Raw genomic sequence first — 17,838 nt, forward strand, 5'->3', positions numbered from 1 at the left:
AATATGACACTCCTTCTTGACAGTGACAAGCCCTAACCTGAAACGGTCAATCACCACACCAGGACAAGGAGGTGTGCCATGACTTCGAAACTGAACGTGCAATCCCCGGTTATCGCTCCCGCCGCACAGGTGAAGGGACGCCGCAATCGGGTGTTATCCACCACACAGCTGGCCCTGCGCCTTTATGGTCGGCTGTCGCCGGTGAAAGCGGGTCGTTTGGTGCACCGGATGGCCTTCCGGCCCTCCCGGCTGCCCGCACCGGGCCGCTATGAACACCTGTTCGACACCGCCGACAGCTATACCCAGTTGCAGCACGGTACCCGCACCATCCCGGTGTACACCTGGGGCCAGGGGCCGACTATTCTCGGCGTGCACGGCTGGTCCGGCGCGGGCATACAGTTCGGCGCCTGGGTGGCACCACTGGTAGCGGCGGGTTATCGCGTGGTGCTCTACGATGCGCCGGCCCATGGCCGCGCCCAGGGCGAGAGTACCGATCTATTCGAGATGGCGGATGTCCTGCGTAGCGTGGCCGCCAGCGTTGGTGGCGTGCACGGCGTGATGGCCCATTCCATGGGTGCACTGGCGGCTGCCAGGGCCATTCAGGACGGGCTGGATGCGGAGTATCTGGCGCTACTGGCGCCACCGTCCGGACTGCGCGGGGTCATGCACAGCCTGGGACGGCAGCTGGCCCTGAGCCCGGAGGTGCTGGCTGTTCATCTGCAACTGATGGAGGAGCGGTTCGGGGCAAGCGTTTGGCAACAATTCGACCTGCAGGCCCTTGCCCGATCCCTGACCCAGAGAGGTCTGATTGTCATCGACCATGACGACGCGTCGATCGCACCGGAGGAGAGCGAGCGGGTGGCGGCGCAATGGCAGAACGCGGGACTGCTTCGCACCAGCGGCCTGGGCCATCACCGCATTCTGTGGAGCCCGCTGGTAATCGACCGGGTGCTGACCGATCTGGGCGCGCCCTCAGAGCGCCAGCGCGGTCAGGACGAAAGCTCCTCCAAGAAGGTATCGCCCTCGGTGTAGAGCGATCCGAACTCTGCCTCCGGTACCACGGTGACGGCGATCTCCGGCTCGTGTTCGCCGCCGCCCAGAAGCACCCCTCGCAAGGGGGTAACGTCGGAGAAATCCCGGCCCCAGCCAAGGGTGATGTGCTCCAGATCCGGCCGCACCGCGTTGGTGGGGTCCAGCTCCAGCCAACCAAATCCCGGCACGAACAGTGCCACCCAGGCGTGGGTGGCATCGGCCCCCACCAGCCGTTCCTTGCCCGCCGGTGGATGGGTGAGGATATAACCGCTGATGTAGCGGGCCGACAGCCCCAGTGACCGCAGACAGGCGATCATGATCTGGGAGAAGTCCTGGCACACCCCCCGCCGGGCTTTGAACGCCTGCTCCACCGGCGTCGAGGTCTCGGTGGCGGTGGGGTCGAAGCTGAAATCCCGGTGGATCATCCGCATCAGTTCGTCGGCGGCCTCCACCAGCGGCCGGTCCGGCCGGAAAGCGGCGCTGGCGTAGGCCGCGTACTGGGAATCAATCGGAACGTTGGGCGAGACAAACCGGAACGCCGCCGCCTCCAGAAACTCGGGGGTGAAGGGTCGGTCTGCCCGGTAGCGGAGGGCATCGCGCACCGCCTCCCAGGTGACTTTCAGCGCCTCGCCGGCCGGTTTCGGGCGAGCCCGCAACTCCACCCAGAACTCACTGATGATTTCCAGGTACTCGTGTTCTTCGGTGAAATGAATGGCGGTGATCCGGTTGCCGAAGCTGTCGAGGAAGGAGCGCCGCACCGAAGGGTCGGGATCGATGGCCAGATGGTGTTCCAGATTGCGCTGCCAGGGCATTGGTCGGGGCGTCAGCCGCAGCAGGTGGTGAGATTCGCCCACCACCTGGTCGTACCGGTACAGGGTCTCATGGCGCACATGGTAGCGAACGAACGTCATGGCTGAGGCCTCAATCCGGTGTCACGGACCGGTTCGAATACCGGGTATGGATGAAATACTGGCGCTGGATTTCATCGGATACACGATAGACCTCGTCACGCACCGCGTAAAGCGTTTCGGCGAGCGCCTCACAGGCCCTGTCCGGCCGCTTGCGCTCGAACTCGTGAAGGTCCACCGCCCGCAACCGTTGCAGGCAGTCGCCGAGGTCCGGCGGGAACAGCTGACCCGTCTTCCGGCCCATTTCGGGCAAATCCTTCTGCAGCTGCCGCACCTGGAACATCACCGAATGAGGGTTGCTGGCGTCCATCACCAGGGTATGCAGAACCCCCAGGAGTTCCGGCGTGCGACGGTACCGGGTGCGGTAGGTCACCTCGGAGTTGGCCACTTCCAGCAGCCATTCCAGCATGGCGTTCCGGCTGAAGCGGTCACTGAACAGCGGCACGCAGATCAGCGTACACAGGTTGGCCAGGCGCTCGAGACGACGGCCGATCACCAGGAATCCCCAGCTGGTGTCGCGGGTGATGTCGTCCATGGCAAAGCCGGCCAGTGAAATGCAATCCAGCAGCACCAGATTCAGGGCCCGAACCGCCTGGTCCGGCGTTCTCGGCGCCGGTGTCAGGGGCCGGCCAACCCGGTTCAGGGTGTGCCAGTTGTCGGCCGACAGCCGGTCCCGCACCTGGCTGGCGTTGAACAGCAGGCCCTGCAGAATGGAGGCGATGGAACCGGGCAGCTTGAGATCGCTGACGGCCCGAAGCAGCGCTTTGGGCAACGGTTCCGGCTCGGCGTCCTCGTCTGGTTCCAGCAGGGTGCCAAACTGGATGGCCGCCTGCTGCAGTCCCAGCAGCGCTTCCTCGCCGGCCTGGTCGTGGCCGGACAGCCGGTTGAACGCGGCCCTGAGCAGGCGGGCGGTGCCCTCGGCCCGCTCCGAATGCCGGCCCATCCAGAACAGGTTCTCGCCCACCCGTGAGGGGGTATCCCGTTCGCCATCAAGCAGGTCTGATACCTGCAACCGCTTCTTGAGCAGCGAGGTGGAACTGGCGGTACCCCGGGCCTGCACCCAGGTGTCCTTCGACAACCCGCCCCGCTGCATGGAAATAACCTCCACCCCTTCATCGGCGGCAACCCGGGTCAGGCCACCAGGCATTACCTGCCAGCCGCCAGGGGTGGCGGCGGCGAACAGTCGCAGGCCGATGGATCGGGTGGCCAGCGGCCGATCCGGCTGGCCGCGCCATACCGGCGCCTGGGAGAGATGCACCAGTTCCTGGCCCACGAACGCGTGGGGATGGGCGTGCATTTTCCGGATCAGGGCATCCCGGTCGGCGCCTTTGAGCTTGTAGCCAAACACCGGCTCCATGCGCATGCTGCCAAAGGCGGGTTTCACCACCAGCTCATCCAGGTGCTCAATCACGTAATCCAGGGCCGGCTTCTCGCCACACCACCAGGAAGCCACCGACGGCATGGCCAGGGGCTCACCCAGCAGTTTCTTGGAAATCTCCGGCAGAAAGCCAAACAGCGCGGCGCTTTCCAGCACGCCGGAGCCCAGGGCATTGGCCATCAGCACCTTGCCCGCCCGGACGGCCCCGAGCAGGCCGGGAATGCCCAGCACCGAGTCGGCCCGCAGTTCCAGCGGGTCACAGAAGCCGTCGTCGAGCCGGCGGTAGATGGCGTGCACTCGCCGCAGTCCCTGGAGGGTTTTCAGGTAGACGGTGTCGTCGCGCACGGTCAGGTCTTGGCCCTCCACCAGCGGCAGGCCGAGATAGCGGGCCAGGAACACATGTTCGAAGTAGGTTTCGTTGAACCGGCCCGGCGTCAGCAACACGCACAGGGGCCGTTCGTCGCCCGCCGGCGACATAGTGGCCAGGCCATTCTGGAAGGCCTGGAAAAAGGAGGCGAGGTTGGTAGCTGGCAGGTTGTGGAAGGGCGCCGGAAACGCCCGGGAGATCACCAGCCGGTTCTGCAGCGCATAGCCCGCCCCTGAAGGCGCCTGGGTGCGATCGGCCATCACCCACCAACTGCCATCCGGTGCCCGGCCAAGATCAAGTGCATACAGATGCAGGAACCGGCCGCCAGCGGGGCGAATGCCCTGGCACGGCCACTGGAAGCCCGACTGGCCGTAGACCAGGGCGGGGGGCAGCAGGCCCTCTTTCAGCAGCGACTGGTTTCCGTACAGATCAGCAAGAACCCGATCCAGCAACTCGGCACGCTGGGCCACCGCCCGGGACAGGCCGTGCCATTCATCCGCACCGAGCACCAGGGGCAGCAGGTCCACTTCCCAGGGCCGGGTGACACCACGGGGATCCTCGTAGACGTTGTAGGTAACGCCGTCTTCGGCAATGGCCGTGGACACCGTCTGGGCCCTCTGGTTGAGGCCCTCGAGCGACTCGCCGTTCAGTTGCTGCAAAAGCGGACGCCAGTGGCTGCCGGGGCCGCCCCGGGAGCCCAGTTCATCAAACCGGTCGGGCACCGGGTGATACTGGTGGAGGATGTCCGTTACTGCGCGCTGCTTGGCCACCTTGAGGTCGGGCTCCGTTGGTTCAGTGAGCTAGAAGCATAGCCGCTTTGCCACCCGTGGAGCCAGCACCTCAGTATCCGCACAATCCTCCCCCCGATTCACTCCCCGTTGTGATAGCGCAGGTCCAGGGTAAACGGAAACTCCCGGTGCTCCGGGACCGGCCGCCGGGGCTGCCGGCCGTCACTGTGGCCGATCCGGAAGAAGCGGGCCATGCGACGGCCTTCCGCCTCGAAGGAGTTCACCGGCAGGGTCTCGAAGTTCCGGCCGCCCGGATGGGTAACGTGGTACTGACATCCCCCCAGGCTGTGCTCGTTCCAGGTATCCACCAGATCAAAGACGAGGGGCCCATCCACGCCGATAGTGGGGTGCATGCACTGGGGCGGCTGCCAGGCCCGGTAACGTACGCCGGCCACGAATTCGCCCACCTTGCCCGTGGGCTGCAGCGGCAGCGGTACCTGGTTGCAGGTCACCTGGTAGCGGTCTGGCGCGGCGCCCCGAACCTTCACCTGCAGGCGCTCCAGTGACGAATCCACGTAGCGCGCAGTGCCGCCAATGGCGCCGTGTTCGCCGGTCACATGCCAGGGCTCGAGGGCGGTGCGCAGCTCCAGGGCAATGCCCTGCACCGCGTAGTCCCCGATCCTTGGGAACCGGAATTCAAAGTGCGGCGCAAACCACTCGCGCTCCAGCGGGTAACCCCGGCCCTGCATGTCGGCAATCACATCCTCGAAATCCTGCCAGACGTAATGGGGCAGCAGGAACCGGTCGTGCAGCTCGGTGCCCCAGCGCACCAGCCGCGAGGGCCGGTACGGCTCTTCCCAGAAGCGGGCCACCAGAGCCCGCAGCAGCAGTTGCTGGGTCAGGCTCATGCGAGCATGGGGGGGCATCTCGAAAGCCCGCAATTCCAGCAGCCCGTGGCGCCCGCCCGGGCCATCGGGCGAATACAGCTTGTCGATACAGAACTCGGCCCGGTGGGTGTTGCCGGTCACATCCGTGAGCAGATCCCGCAGCAGGCGATCCACCATCCAGGGCGCCACTTTCTTGCCGATGGGACAGACCCGGTCCATTTCCTGGAAGGCCAGTTCCAGCTCGAACACATGGTCGTTGCGGGCCTCATCAATGCGGGGCGCCTGGGAACTGGGCCCGATGAACAGCCCGGAGAACAGATAGGACAGGCTCGGGTGGTTGTGCCAGTAACTGACCAGACTGCGCAACAGGTCCGGCCGACGCAGGAAGGGTGAATCCTCGGCGGAGCGCGAACCAAGCACGAAGTGGTTGCCACCGCCGGTGCCCGTGTGCCGGCCATCGAGCATGAACTTCTCACTGGTCAGGCGGCATTCGTAGGCATCGGCATAGAGCGACTCGGTCTGCTCCACCAGCTCATCCCAGGTGTCCACCGGCTGCACGTTGACCTCGATCACCCCCGGGTCCGGCGTTACCCGGAAGTGGTTCAGGCGGCGATCCGTGGGCGGCTCGTAGCCTTCCAGAAGCACCGGCTGCGCCAGTTCGGCGGCGGTTTTCTCGATGGCGGCCACCAGCGCCAGGTAGGGCTCCAGATCCGCCAGCGGCGGCATGAAAATCCGCAGAATGCCGTCCCTGGGTTCCACGCACAGGGCGGTACGCACAATGTCGGTGGCCGATTCGCCTTTTTTCGGCTCAGCTGCCGCCATCTCGACATCGCCCGAGCGTCCGCGCAGGTTCCACTGCAGGATGTCCTCGTTGCGCGGCAATGACCCACGCGGCGCGAAGGGATCCGGCTCGTGGATCCACGGATAGTCGGCCTCGGCCACCCAGGGCTGGCTGTCCAGGGGCAGGCGGTAGCCCATGGGGGAGCCGCCGGGAATCAGATAGCAACGCTCGCTGCGCAGGAACCAGGGGCCGGTCTGCCAGTTGTCGTTATCTTCGCCGCGCTTGAGCGGCAGTACATAACCCACCGGTTGGTCCAGCCCGCGACTGAAGATCTGCTGCAGCTGCTTGCGCTCCAGGGCGTTATCCAGCTTGGAATCAAAGGGATCCACGTTCACCGGCAGCCGCCGCTCCCGCCAGAGGTAATAGAAGGCGTCCTCGAACGCGGGAAACACCTGCCCGGCGTCCACCCCCAGTTGCCGTGTCAGCGCTTCGACAAACTGCCGGGCCGATTCCGCCGTGGCCCGGCCGGGCTTGCGTTCGTCCGCCAGCCAGCGTTCGTCCTGCCAGATGGCCTCGCCGTCCCGGCGCCAGAAGCAGTTCAGGGACCAGCGCGGCAGGGGCTCGCCGGGGTACCACTTGCCCTGCCCGAAATGCACCAGCCCGCCGGCGCCGTAGCGGTTGCGCATGCGGTGGTACAGGTCGATGGCCTTCAGGCGTTTGGTGGGGCCCATGGCCTCGGTGTTCCACTCGGGCTCGTCGCGGTCGTGGTTGGCCACAAAGGTGGGCTCACCGCCCTGGGTCAGGCGCACATCCAGTTCCCGCAGGCGGCTGTCCACCTGATGGCCGAGCGCCACCACCTGCTGCCACTGCTCCTCGGTGTAGGGCTTGGTGACCCGGGGGGCTTCCCAGATGCGCTCCACGCTCATCCGGTGCTCGAATTCCACCTCGCAGTCTTCCACCATGCCGGTGATGGGCGCCGCGGAGGACGGCTCGGGGCTGCAGGCCAGGGGAATGTGCCCCTCCCCGGCGAACAGGCCGGAGGTGGGGTCCAGGCCCACCCAGCCGGCGCCGGGCAGGAACACCTCAGCCCAGGCGTGCAGGTCGGTGAAGTCGACTTCGGCGCCCGAGGGCCCGTCCAGGGCTTTCTGGTCGGCCTTCAGCTGGATCAGGTAGCCGGAGACAAACCGGGCGGCCAGGCCCAGGTACCGGAGCGTCTGCACGAGTAGCCAGGCGGAATCCCGGCAGGAACCGGAGCCTTTCTTCAGGGTTTCTTCCGGCGTCTGAACGCCCGGTTCCATGCGGATCAGGTAATCCACCCGCTGGGACAGGCGCTGGTTCAGGCCCACCAGGAAATCCACGCTGGGGGTTTCCGATCGGTCTATGGACGCCATCCACTTCCGGAATTCGGGGGTTTCCGGGAGCTTGTGCAGGTAGGGCGCCAGCTCCACCGTTTGCCAGTCCTCGTAGCTGAACGGAATGGTTTCGGCCCGGGGCTCCAGAAAGAAATCGAACGGATTGATCACCGCCATCTCGGCCACCAGGTCCACCACGATCTTCAGCTCCGGTGTTTTCTCCGGGAACACCAGGCGGGCCAGGTAGTTGGACTGGGGGTCCTGCTGCCAGTTGATGAAATGCCCCTCGGGTTCGACCCTCAGGGAATAACTCAGCACCCGGGTGCGGGCGTGGGGACACGGCCGCAGACGAACCACCTGGGGCCCGAGGGTGACGGGCCGCTCGTAGCGGTAATGGGTGGTATGACTCAGGGCTACGTGAATCGACATGGTGGCTCTCTTTCAATCACTCGGAAAGGTATGTTCAGACGGCCTCAGGCTGCCTCGTAGACCGGGAACCAGGTCTCGACAATGTCCTCGTGGAGTTCGCCAATCTCCAGCTGCAGGTTCTCCAGGAACAGAATTCCGCCCTCCTTGCGGATGAGCGCATCCACATCCGCCTCTCGTGTATGCCGCACTGCCTGCAGCGCCGTGCGCAGGGGGATCTCGTTCCTTGGCAATCGTTCAAGGGCACTGGCCACCTCACTGAGGCTGTGCAGCACCGACCTTGGAAACGGCTCGTTCTGCAACAGGAAGCGAACCACCAGCGGTCCGCTCACCTTGCGCCGAACATTGTGGCGGTACATCTGGAAGGCACTCTGGTAGCGCAGCACGCTGGTCCACATCACGCCGCCGTAAGCCTCGCTGCCGTCCCAACCGTCGAGGAACTGCAGGGCGCCCACCTCGATCTGGCGTGTGGCCATATCGGCCCGCTCCAGGTTGCGCCCCACCCGGATGAAATCGTAGCCGATGTCGTGGCTCATACAGCCGGCCAGCAGACCGTTGAGCATCTGGCAACGGCCGACGATTTCGGTGAGGAAATCGTAGCGCGCCCGCTTGCCAACGCCCTGGTCCAGGTTGTCCTGGATATAGCGATACAGCTCGTTGATGACCTCCCAGGCGTCGGTGGGCACCTGATCGCGGGTGGTGCGAACGTTCTCCCGGGCGGCCTTGATGCAGGAGGCGATGGAACTGGGGTTGTAGTTATCAGCCACCAGGAACTTCACGCAGTTGCGCTCATCGGCCCTTTGATAGTGCTCATCGAACACCGCGCCCATGCCGGTCACGGCCACCAGTCCCCTCCAGGACAGCTGGGTTTCCCGGGGCATGTCCAGGGCCATGGAATTGAAGGCCATGATCATCCGGGCGTTGTTCTCGGCCCGTTCCAGGTATCGGGCCATCCAGTACAGTCGTTCTGCTACACGTGACAGCACATCAGTTCTCCTCGTCCACAATCCAGGTATCCTTGCTTCCTCCGCCCTGGGAGGAATTCACCACCAGGGAGCCCTTGCGCATGGCAACGCGGGTCAGGCCGCCCGCAGTCACGTAGGTCCGCACCCCCTGCAGCACGAACGGGCGCAGGTCCAGATGCCGGGGCGCCAGCCCCTCCTCAGTGAGGGTCGGCGCCACCGACAGGCTCAGGGTGGGCTGGGCAATGTAGTTGCGCGGGTTCTTGTTGATCAGCTTGGCAAACTCGGCGCGCTGCTTCTTGGTGCTGTGCGGCCCCACCAGCATGCCATAGCCGCCGGACTCGTTCGCCGGCTTGACCACCAGCTCGTCGAGGTGCTCGAGCACGTATTCCCGATCCTGCTTGTTTACACACATATAGGTGGGCACGTTGGGAATGATGGGCTCCTCGTCCAGGTAATAGCGGATCATGTCCGGCACAAAGGCGTAGATCACCTTGTCGTCCGCCACCCCGGCCCCGGGCGCGTTGGCCAGGCCCACCTTGCCGTTGCGCCAGGCCCGCATGAGCCCGGGCACACCCAGGGTGGAATCGGCCCGGAACACCTCCGGGTCCAGGAAGTCGTCGTCAATCCGGCGGTAAATCACGTCTACCCGCTCCAGACCCTCGACCGTGCGCATGTACACGCAGTCATCCTCCCCCACCACCAGGTCGGCCCCTTCCACCAGCTGGGCGCCCATGCGCTGGGCCAGGAAGGAATGCTCGAAATAGGCGGAGTTGAAAATGCCCGGTGTCAGCACCGCAATCTTCGGGTGATCCTGGGGCCGGGGCGAAATAGAGGCCAGCATGTCGAACAGCTGGTTGGTGTAGTCGTCCACCGGCAGAATGGCGGTGTTCTCGAACAGCTCCGGGAACACCCGTTTGGTCAGCTGGCGGTTCTCCAGCATGTAGGACACACCGGAGGGCACCCGCAGGTTGTCCTCCAGCACATAGACCTTGCCGTCCTTGTCGCGTACCAGATCCGAGCCGCAGATGTGAGCCCAGACCCCAAGCGGCGGGGTAAAGCCCCGGCACTGTTCGCGGAAGTTCTTGGAGTTGGCGAACACGTACTTGGGAATGACCTTGTCCTTGACGATCTGCTGGTCGTTGTAGATGTCGTTGATGAACATGTTCAGGGCGGTCAGGCGCTGGGCCAGGCCCTGTTCAATGGTTTCCCACTCGCGCAGGGAAATGACCCTGGGGATGATGTCGAACGGCCACGCCCGGTCGATGTTTTCGCCCTCGCTGTAGATGGTAAAGCTGATACCCATCTCCAGGATGGCCAGCTCGGCGGCCTGCTGGCGGGCCTGGATCTCCTCCGAATCCAGGTTGCCCAGGTACTCGGTGATCTCGGTGGCGGCGGGCCGGGGTTTGCCCTTGGCGGCAATCAGTTCGTCATAAAAGTCGTTCGGGTCGTAATTCTTCCAGTCAATGAGTCTGTTTTTTTTCATGTTGTGTCCTTAACAGGCGTGTACGATCTGATGCACCAGCCGGAGCTTCTCCACCACCGGCTCTGCCAGTACGAAGGGGTAGGCGTGCTCGTGCCCCATGCTCCGGTTCAGGCTGTTGAGGGCGAGGGTCAGTGGCCGCCAGTGGCGGACCAGGGCGTCGAAATCGTCGGTCTGGTAGGGGTCGAACGACGGGTCCGAGGCCGTGTCGGGGTGCTCGCCACCATGGGCGTTCACCCGCAACCCGAACTGCCAGGCGGTTTCCAGGGTATCCAGCATATGCAGGTAGTGTGCCCAGGTTTCGGCCCAGTCCTCCCAGGCATGGCTGGTGGCGTAGGCGCTGATGTACCGGTTTTGCCAGTCCACCGGCGGGCCGTACTGGTAATACCGGTCGAGGCCCTGCTTGTAGTCGGCGGTGTCGTCGCCAAAGCGGTCACGCACCGGTGCCAGCCAGGCGCTGCCTGCCACCAGGCGGTCCCAGAAATAGTGGCCGGATTCATGGCGGAAATGCCCCAGAACAGTGCGGTACGGCTCCGCCATCTCGCTACGCATGCGCTCCCGTTCCACCGGGTCCGCCTCGGCAATGTTGAGGGTGATCACGCCATGGGCGTGGCCGGTCAGCACCTTGTTGCGCTCATCGAACCGCGCCGGCTGATCGGACAGGAAATCGAACGCCAGCCCCCCCTGCTGCTCTTCCAGCGGTCCGAAGGGCAGCCGGATGCGAAGCAGCGAATACACCAGGCGCCGCTTCTCTTTTTCCAGGCGCAGCCAGAGTCCGTGGTTCTTCGGGATACCCAGGTCGGGAATGGTGCGGTTAAGCCGGCAGGCAACGCAGAAGGCGTGGGTGTCGTCGAGGGGAATCAGCCAGTTACAGACGCTGTGGTCCCGGTAGTTCGCGCACAGCCGGTAGCGCTGACCACTGGTAATCGCCACTCCGGTATCGTCGCCTGCTGGCTCAAGGGCCAGCAGCTCCATGGCGTCGGGGGCGAATCCCAGATCCGCTCCGCATTGGGTACAGCAACTGTTTTCAAAATACAGCAGGTTGGCACAACGGCCACAGTGAAACAGCTTCATCGGAGGGGCAATCCTTGACCGAAAGCGGCACGACCGAACTTTAAGTATTGGCCAAAAGGGCCAAAACGCAACTCGGTCTGCCGCTTTGCAGCCTGAACCGCCCCCGGGCTTATCCCTGGACCGCCAGCGCAGGCTCCCGGTCCAACGCAGGCGCTGCGGCCACCTCCGCGCCTCCGGCAACCCGGTACTGGGCAGCGTCAAACCGACGGGTCTGCTGTCGGAACTGCCAGGTAAACCCGGGCCAGAGCGTGGTGTTCTTGCCATTCTCGTTCACGTACCAGCTCTTGCAGCCGGTCTGCCAGACGGAATCGCCCAGTTTGGCGTGAATCGAGGCGTTGTACCGGCTCTGGGCGTCCTGCTTCACCTCCACGGTGCTCCAGCCTTCCCCGTCCATGCGCTTGAGGGCGTCCAGCACGTACTGGATCTGGCTTTCGATCATGTACACCATCGAGCTGTGGCCCAGGCCGGTGTTCGGCCCCATCAGCATGAAGAAATTCGGGAAGCCGTGGATGGCGGTGCCCTTGTAGGCCTCGGCGCCATCTTTCCAGGCATCCAACAGGTCCTGCCCGTTGCGCCCGAAAATCATGCCGGCGGGAACCGGATCCTGGGCCTTGAAGCCGGTGCCGTAGATGATGCAGTCCACCTGGCGCTCGTTGCCCTGGCCGTCGACGATCACGTTACCCCGCACTTCCCGAATGCCGTTGGTGACCACATCCACATGATCCTGGGCCAGAGCCGGGTAGTAGTTGTTGGAAATCAGTACCCGCTTGCAGCCGAAGTGGAAATCGGGGGTGACTTTTTTGCGCAGCTCCTTGTCCTTGATCTGGCTTCGGATGTGGCGACGGGCCTGCAGCTCACCGATTTTCAGGATCCGCGGGTTGCCCACGAACCCCAGCACCCGGGCCTCCAGGGTCCAGTAGATGCTCTGGCGGAGGGCGTTCAGTGATTGCGGCACCATCCGGAACAGGCGCTTCTCCAGCGGCCGGATCGCCCGGTCCGGCTTGGGCATGATCCAGGGCGGGGTGCGCTGGTACAGATCCAGCCGCGCCGCCTCCCTGGCCACTTCGGGCACAAACTGTATGGCCGAGGCGCCGGTGCCGATCACCGCTACCCGCTTGCCTCTCAGATCGTAGTCGTGGTCCCAATCCTGGGAGTGAAAGCGCTTGCCGGTAAAGCTTTCGATGCCCTTGATCTCGGGATAGGCGGGCGTGCTCAGACCGCCCATGCCGGAAACCACCACGCTGGCCCTGAGGGTATCGAGCGCCGGCAGGTCCCCATCCTCGCGATCCAGCCGATCCCCCGGCTTCAGGCCCTTGGCCTGCATGTAGCGCCACAGCGCCGGGCTGTCACAGGTTTCCACGGTCCAGGTACTGGAGGCCTCATCGTAACGGGCTCCCGTCACGTGCGTGTTCAGACGAATGTGCTCCATTAACCCGTATTTCTCGGCACAGTGCTTGAGGTAGGCCTTGATCTCCGGCTGCTGGGCAAACATGCGGCTCCAGTTCGGGTTCTGCTCAAAGGAGAAAGAGTACAGCGCCGATTGCACGTCACAGGCGCACCCGGGGTAGTGGTTCTGGTGCCAGGTGCCGCCGATGTCGTCGCTCTGCTCCAGAATCACGAAATCGTGATAACCCGCCTCCTTGAGTTTGATGGCCATGCCGAGGCCGGAGAAGCCGGTGCCGATGATGGCGATCCGTGTGGTCTGTGTCATTGCTGCACTCCTGTGTTGGCCCGTGTGGCCTTGTCTGTTGTTGTGCGGTTGGTCATGATGACCGGTAGACACATGTATACACAGGAAAGTAGACACTCGTATACTATTGACCTGATGTTTGGCCTCGGTTGACTGATACTTGGCCCGCTCGGCGGGCTCTGCTTGGGGGGCTGGCCGTTTGTGGGGAGGGCTTCCAAAACACGCTCCTTGCGGCACATCCCTGTGACGCTTGGCTCTCGCCATCCATGGCGAGAGACAGTTTTGGAAGCCCTCCCCACAAACGACCGTCACACTCACCAAGGCCCGCCTTTAAACACTCGTTTTGAACCGGGCAAACCTACGCCATTGCACGGGGGGCCGCGTTGGCGGGCGTTCCGAAAATGCTCGTAGCCATGGATGGCGGAGAGCAAGCGTACAGGGACGTACTTGCAGCGGTTTTCGGAACGCCCGCCAACGCGGCACCTTCACCGAAAGCAGAGGACAACGTGAACGCAATAACAGGCGGAAAACTCAAACTGATACAGGCGGCGCTGCGGCTGATTACCGAGACCCGTAGCCTGACGTCTCTGGGATTGCGGGAGCTTGCCCGTGAGGCGGGATTAAATCCGAATACGTTTTACCGGCATTTCAAAAGCCTGGACGAATTCGGCCTGCAGGTTCTGGGCTACGTCGCCGAGGAGATGAAAGCCGGCGTTCGGGAGCTGCGCCAGATGGCGGACACTTCCGAGCAGGCATCCCGGGATACCGTGGCGTTTGTCTACCGGTACTTCCTGGCCAACCCGGCGGCCACCACCGTTGCGGTGCGCGAACTGCATGGCCCGTCGCCGGTGCTGCGCCGCGCACTGGAGGCACAGCTGGACGCCAGCGCCCGGGAAATGGCGGAAGACATTATCGAGCGCAACCTGGTGAGCGCGGTGCCGCCGGAAACCATCCACGAGATTTCCCGCATGACCATTCGCTACATACTGTTCCGGGCCCTGGATTACATCGAGAAGCCTCATCAGAGGGCGGCTATACAGATTGAAACCGAACATTTCATCAACCGGCAATTCCGGGGCGCCCTGCTTGATGACCTGTCGGAGTCCGACATTCTTGGCCTCAGGTCCCAGAGCCACGGATAGGCGGCATCCGCCTTGATCGAAATCATTTTCGTTTAGGAAATTGCCTGCAAATCTGGTACCGTACGCACCTTAGTAAAAACCGAGACATCCTTTAAGTCGATCGTTCGGGAGGACGAACTTAACATGAAAATCGGTATCCCCAGGGAAATCTTCGAGGGCGAGCGTCGGGTAGCCGCTACCCCACCCTCGGTCCATAAACTGATTGGCCTTGGTTACGACGTTGTCGTAGAGGGCGGGGCCGGCGAGCCTGCGAACTATTCCGATGCCGCCTACGAGAAAGTCGGTGCGTCCATTGCGGCCGACACCACCTCGTTGTGGCAGGAAGCGGATTTCATCCTGAAAGTCCGCGCGCCCATGGAAAACCCGGCGCTGGGCAAGCACGAAGCCGACCTGATGAAGGAAGGCGCGTTTCTGGTCAGCTACATCTGGCCGGCCCAGAACCCGGAGCTGCTGGAAAAACTGGCCGCCCGGAACATCACGTCGCTCGCCATCGACAGCCTGCCGCGGATCAGCCGGGCGCAGAAGATGGACGCCCTCAGCGCCATGGCCAACATTGCCGGCTATCGGGCGGTGATTGAGGCGGCCAACCACTTTGGCCGGTTCTTCACCGGCCAGGTGACGGCTGCGGGCAAGGTGCCGCCGGCGAAGATCATGGTGATCGGCGCCGGCGTTGCCGGCCTGGCCGCCATCGGCGCTGCCAACAGTATGGGCGCGGTTGTTCGCGCGTTCGATACCCGCCTGGAAGTACGGGAGCAGGTGGAGAGCATGGGCGCCCAGTTCCTGGTGCTGGACTTCGAGGGTGAAGACGGCAGCGGCAGCGGCGGTTACGCCAAGCAGATGAGCGACGAGTTCATCAAGGCCGAGATGGAGCTGTTTGCCGAGCAGGCGAAAGAGGTGGACATCATCATCACCACCGCCCTGATTCCCGGCAAACCGGCGCCGAAGCTGATCACAGCCGACATGGTCAAATCCATGAAGCCGGGCAGCGTGATTGTCGACCTGGCGTCCGAGCGCGGCGGTAACTGCGAACTGACCGAGCCGGGCAAGGTGGCGCACCAGCACGGCGTCACCCTGATTGGCTACACGGATCTGCCCAGCCGCATGGCCAAGGTCGCCAGTGACCTGTACGCCACCAATCTGGTGCACCTGCTCACCGAGCTGACACCGGAGAAAGACGGCAAGCCGGTGGTCGACATGGAAGACGATGTCATCCGTGGCCTCACGGTGGTTCATGAGAAAGACGTTACCTGGCCGCCTCCCCAGCCGGAAGCCCCGGTCAGTCCGAAGCCGGCTCCGGGTACTGAGGAGCCGTCGGCGGAAGCCAAGGCCGCCGCCAAGAAAAAGGCGGACCAGCGCAGTGTGATCGGCAAGAGCGCCTTGCTGGTGGTCACTGCCCTGGCTCTGTATGGCGTGGGTGCCTACGCGCCGGAAAGCTTCCTGCAGCACTTCACCGTGTTCGTGCTGTCCTGCTTTATCGGCTGGCAGGTGATCTGGAACGTAACACCGTCCCTGCACACGCCCCTGATGAGCGTGACCAATGCGATCAGCGGGATCATCGTGATCGGCGCCATCCTGCACCTGGCCCAGGCCAGCGGTATTGCCGTGGGCGTCATGGCGTTTCTCGCGGTGCTGATCGCCAGCATCAACATCGGGGGTGGCTTCCGGGTTACCCATCGCATGCTCAAAATGTTCCGCAAGTAGGAGACGCCCGACATGAGTACAGGATTGGTGAGCGTGGCCTACGTGGTCGCGAGTATTCTCTTTATTCTCAGCCTGGGCGGCCTCAGCCACCAGGAATCCGCTCGACGCGGTAATATCTACGGGGTTGCCGGCATCATCATTGCTGTTGGCGCAACCCTGGCCAGCGTGGATGGCGGCATTATTGCCATTCTGATTGCGGTCCTGCTCGGTGCCGGCATTGGCACCATGATCGCCAACAAGGTGGAAATGACCCAGATGCCGCAGCTGGTCGCCCTGCTGCACAGCTTCGTGGGCCTGGCCGCGGTGTTTGTCGGCTTTGCCGGCTATCTGGAGCCGCTCATTGCCACCTCCGGTGCCGAGCACACCATCAAACTGGTGGAAGTGTTCGTGGGCATCTTTATCGGTGCCATCACCTTCACCGGCTCACTGGTGGCCTGCGGCAAGCTGGACGGCCGTATCGACAGCAAAGCCCTGACCCTGCCGGGACGCCACCTCATGAACCTGGCGGCGCTGGTGGTATGCGTGGCGCTCGGTGCCTGGTTCCTGAGCACTGACAGCACTGCGGTGGGCATCATTGCCCTGATCATCATGACCGCCATCGCGGCTGTACTCGGCATTCACCTGATCATGGCCATCGGCGGTGCCGACATGCCGGTGGTGGTGTCCATGCTCAACAGCTACTCCGGCTGGGCGGCAGCAGCCATCGGTTTCATGCTTGGCAACGACCTGCTGATCGTCACCGGCGCCCTGGTGGGCTCAAGCGGTGCCATCCTCAGCTACATCATGTGCAAGGCCATGAACCGGTCGTTCATCAGCGTGATCCTCGGCGGTTTCGGCCAGACCAGCAGCAGCTCGGCTGCCGCTGATGGCGACCAGACCGTGCACGAATCCAGCGCCGATGACGTGTGCGAGGAGCTGCGCAATGCCTCATCCGTGATCATCGTGCCGGGCTATGGCATGGCAGTGGCACAGGCCCAGAACGGCGTCAGTGAGATGACCAAGATCCTCCGGGACAAGGGCGTGAACGTGCGCTTCGGCATCCACCCGGTCGCGGGCCGTCTGCCCGGGCACATGAACGTGCTGCTGGCGGAAGCCCATGTGCCCTATGACATCGTTCTGGAAATGGACGAGATCAACGATGACTTCCCGGACACCGACGTGGTGCTGGTGATCGGTGCCAACGACACCGTCAACCCGGCCGCCGCCGAAGACCCGGGCAGCCCCATTGCCGGCATGCCGGTACTGGAAGTGTGGAAAGCCCACCAGGTGGTGGTGCTCAAGCGGGGCATGGCGACCGGCTACTCCGGGGTCGAGAACCCGCTGTTCTTCAAGGACAACACCCGCATGTTGTTCGGGGACGCGAAGGAGAGCATCGACAAGCTGGTTGGAGGCCTGCGGGGCTGATCTGATTGATCAGATGCCTGCCAACGGAAGCCATGCTCTGCCTCCAGAGCATGGCTTCTTTGTTTCCGGCCGTTACTCCGTGGTGTTGTAGACGTAGGACGACACGGTGCCATCCTGGTTGAAGCGCACAACCAGATCGGTGGTCTCGGCATCACCAAAGGCTGACCACTTATACTTGCCGTAGGTCCAGGTGCGCTTGCCGTCCTCAATGCCGGTACGCCAGGGCTCACCGAACATCTCCTGGATATCGGCCCGGGTGGTTTCCCCGATCCGGATCTGGTCCACATTGTGGGTCGCAAAATCCTGTCCCACCGTGGCACAGCCCACCATGGCCGCCATGACCATGGCAACGGCCAACGTTCTGAACAAACCCTTGATTGTCATATCGATCCCTCTCATTGGGTGAATTTCGTCCATCTTAACGTGTCCTTTGGCAAACGCGATTACAAACACGACAGGATCTGCAGGCAATCGGGATAGGGGGGAGCCATGAGGCTCCACCCCTCCCACACCACCCGGCATG

General features: G+C 63.6%; 12 protein-coding genes. 4 read left to right on the forward strand and 8 right to left on the reverse strand.

Annotated features, from left to right (window positions below):
* Positions 1-78: 78 nt before the first annotated feature.
* Positions 79-1,032 (forward strand): alpha/beta hydrolase, encoded by a 954-nt coding sequence (locus tag ACFC20_RS15550; RefSeq protein WP_375183249.1) that lies wholly within the window; start codon positions 79-81, stop codon positions 1,030-1,032.
* Here the strand turns inward: ACFC20_RS15550 and ACFC20_RS15555 are convergent.
* The 7 genes from ACFC20_RS15555 to ACFC20_RS15585 all read right to left on the reverse strand — a co-directional run bounded on the left by ACFC20_RS15555 (position 990) and on the right by ACFC20_RS15585 (position 13,089).
* Positions 990-1,943, reverse strand: a complete 954-nt coding sequence (locus ACFC20_RS15555; protein WP_375183250.1) for a transglutaminase N-terminal domain-containing protein — start codon at positions 1,941-1,943, stop codon at positions 990-992. The genes ACFC20_RS15550 and ACFC20_RS15555 overlap by 43 nt on opposite strands.
* Before the next feature lie 10 nt (positions 1,944-1,953).
* Complete coding sequence (locus tag ACFC20_RS15560; RefSeq protein WP_375193799.1) at positions 1,954-4,455, reverse strand: circularly permuted type 2 ATP-grasp protein; 2,502 nt, start codon at positions 4,453-4,455, stop codon at positions 1,954-1,956.
* A gap of 98 nt (positions 4,456-4,553) precedes the next feature.
* On the reverse strand, positions 4,554-7,862 hold the full coding sequence (locus ACFC20_RS15565; RefSeq protein WP_375193800.1) for a DUF2126 domain-containing protein: 3,309 nt from the start codon (positions 7,860-7,862) through the stop codon (positions 4,554-4,556).
* Between the two features lie 44 nt (positions 7,863-7,906).
* Entirely contained in the window at positions 7,907-8,845 is a 939-nt protein-coding gene (locus ACFC20_RS15570) for an alpha-E domain-containing protein (RefSeq protein ID WP_375193801.1), read from the reverse strand.
* 1 nt (position 8,846) lies between these two features.
* Complete coding sequence (locus ACFC20_RS15575) at positions 8,847-10,307, reverse strand: circularly permuted type 2 ATP-grasp protein (protein WP_375193802.1); 1,461 nt, start codon at positions 10,305-10,307, stop codon at positions 8,847-8,849.
* 9 nt (positions 10,308-10,316) lie between these two features.
* On the reverse strand, positions 10,317-11,378 hold the full coding sequence (locus ACFC20_RS15580; protein ID WP_375193803.1) for a putative zinc-binding metallopeptidase: 1,062 nt from the start codon (positions 11,376-11,378) through the stop codon (positions 10,317-10,319).
* A 109-nt stretch (positions 11,379-11,487) separates the two neighbouring features.
* Positions 11,488-13,089, reverse strand: a complete 1,602-nt coding sequence (locus tag ACFC20_RS15585) for a flavin-containing monooxygenase (protein WP_375193804.1) — start codon at positions 13,087-13,089, stop codon at positions 11,488-11,490.
* Positions 13,090-13,574: 485 nt separating this feature from the next.
* On the opposite strand from ACFC20_RS15585, the gene ACFC20_RS15590 reads away from it, so the two are divergent.
* The 3 genes from ACFC20_RS15590 to pntB all read left to right on the forward strand — a co-directional run bounded on the left by ACFC20_RS15590 (position 13,575) and on the right by pntB (position 17,315).
* Entirely contained in the window at positions 13,575-14,210 is a 636-nt protein-coding gene (locus ACFC20_RS15590; RefSeq protein ID WP_375193805.1) for a TetR family transcriptional regulator, read from the forward strand.
* 123 nt (positions 14,211-14,333) lie between these two features.
* Positions 14,334-15,911: a Re/Si-specific NAD(P)(+) transhydrogenase subunit alpha gene (locus tag ACFC20_RS15595; protein WP_375193806.1), complete on the forward strand. Its 1,578-nt coding sequence runs from the start codon at positions 14,334-14,336 to the stop codon at positions 15,909-15,911.
* A gap of 12 nt (positions 15,912-15,923) precedes the next feature.
* Positions 15,924-17,315, forward strand: a complete 1,392-nt coding sequence (pntB, locus tag ACFC20_RS15600; protein WP_375193807.1) for a Re/Si-specific NAD(P)(+) transhydrogenase subunit beta — start codon at positions 15,924-15,926, stop codon at positions 17,313-17,315.
* 72 nt (positions 17,316-17,387) lie between these two features.
* Here pntB and bamE read toward each other — a convergent pair whose 3' ends face one another.
* Positions 17,388-17,699, reverse strand: coding sequence for an outer membrane protein assembly factor BamE (gene bamE, locus ACFC20_RS15605; protein WP_208603390.1), 312 nt, complete (start codon positions 17,697-17,699; stop codon positions 17,388-17,390).
* Positions 17,700-17,838: the final 139 nt, after the last annotated feature.

This window comes from Marinobacter sp. (assembly GCF_041984545.1).
Lineage (GTDB): Bacteria > Pseudomonadota > Gammaproteobacteria > Pseudomonadales > Oleiphilaceae > Marinobacter.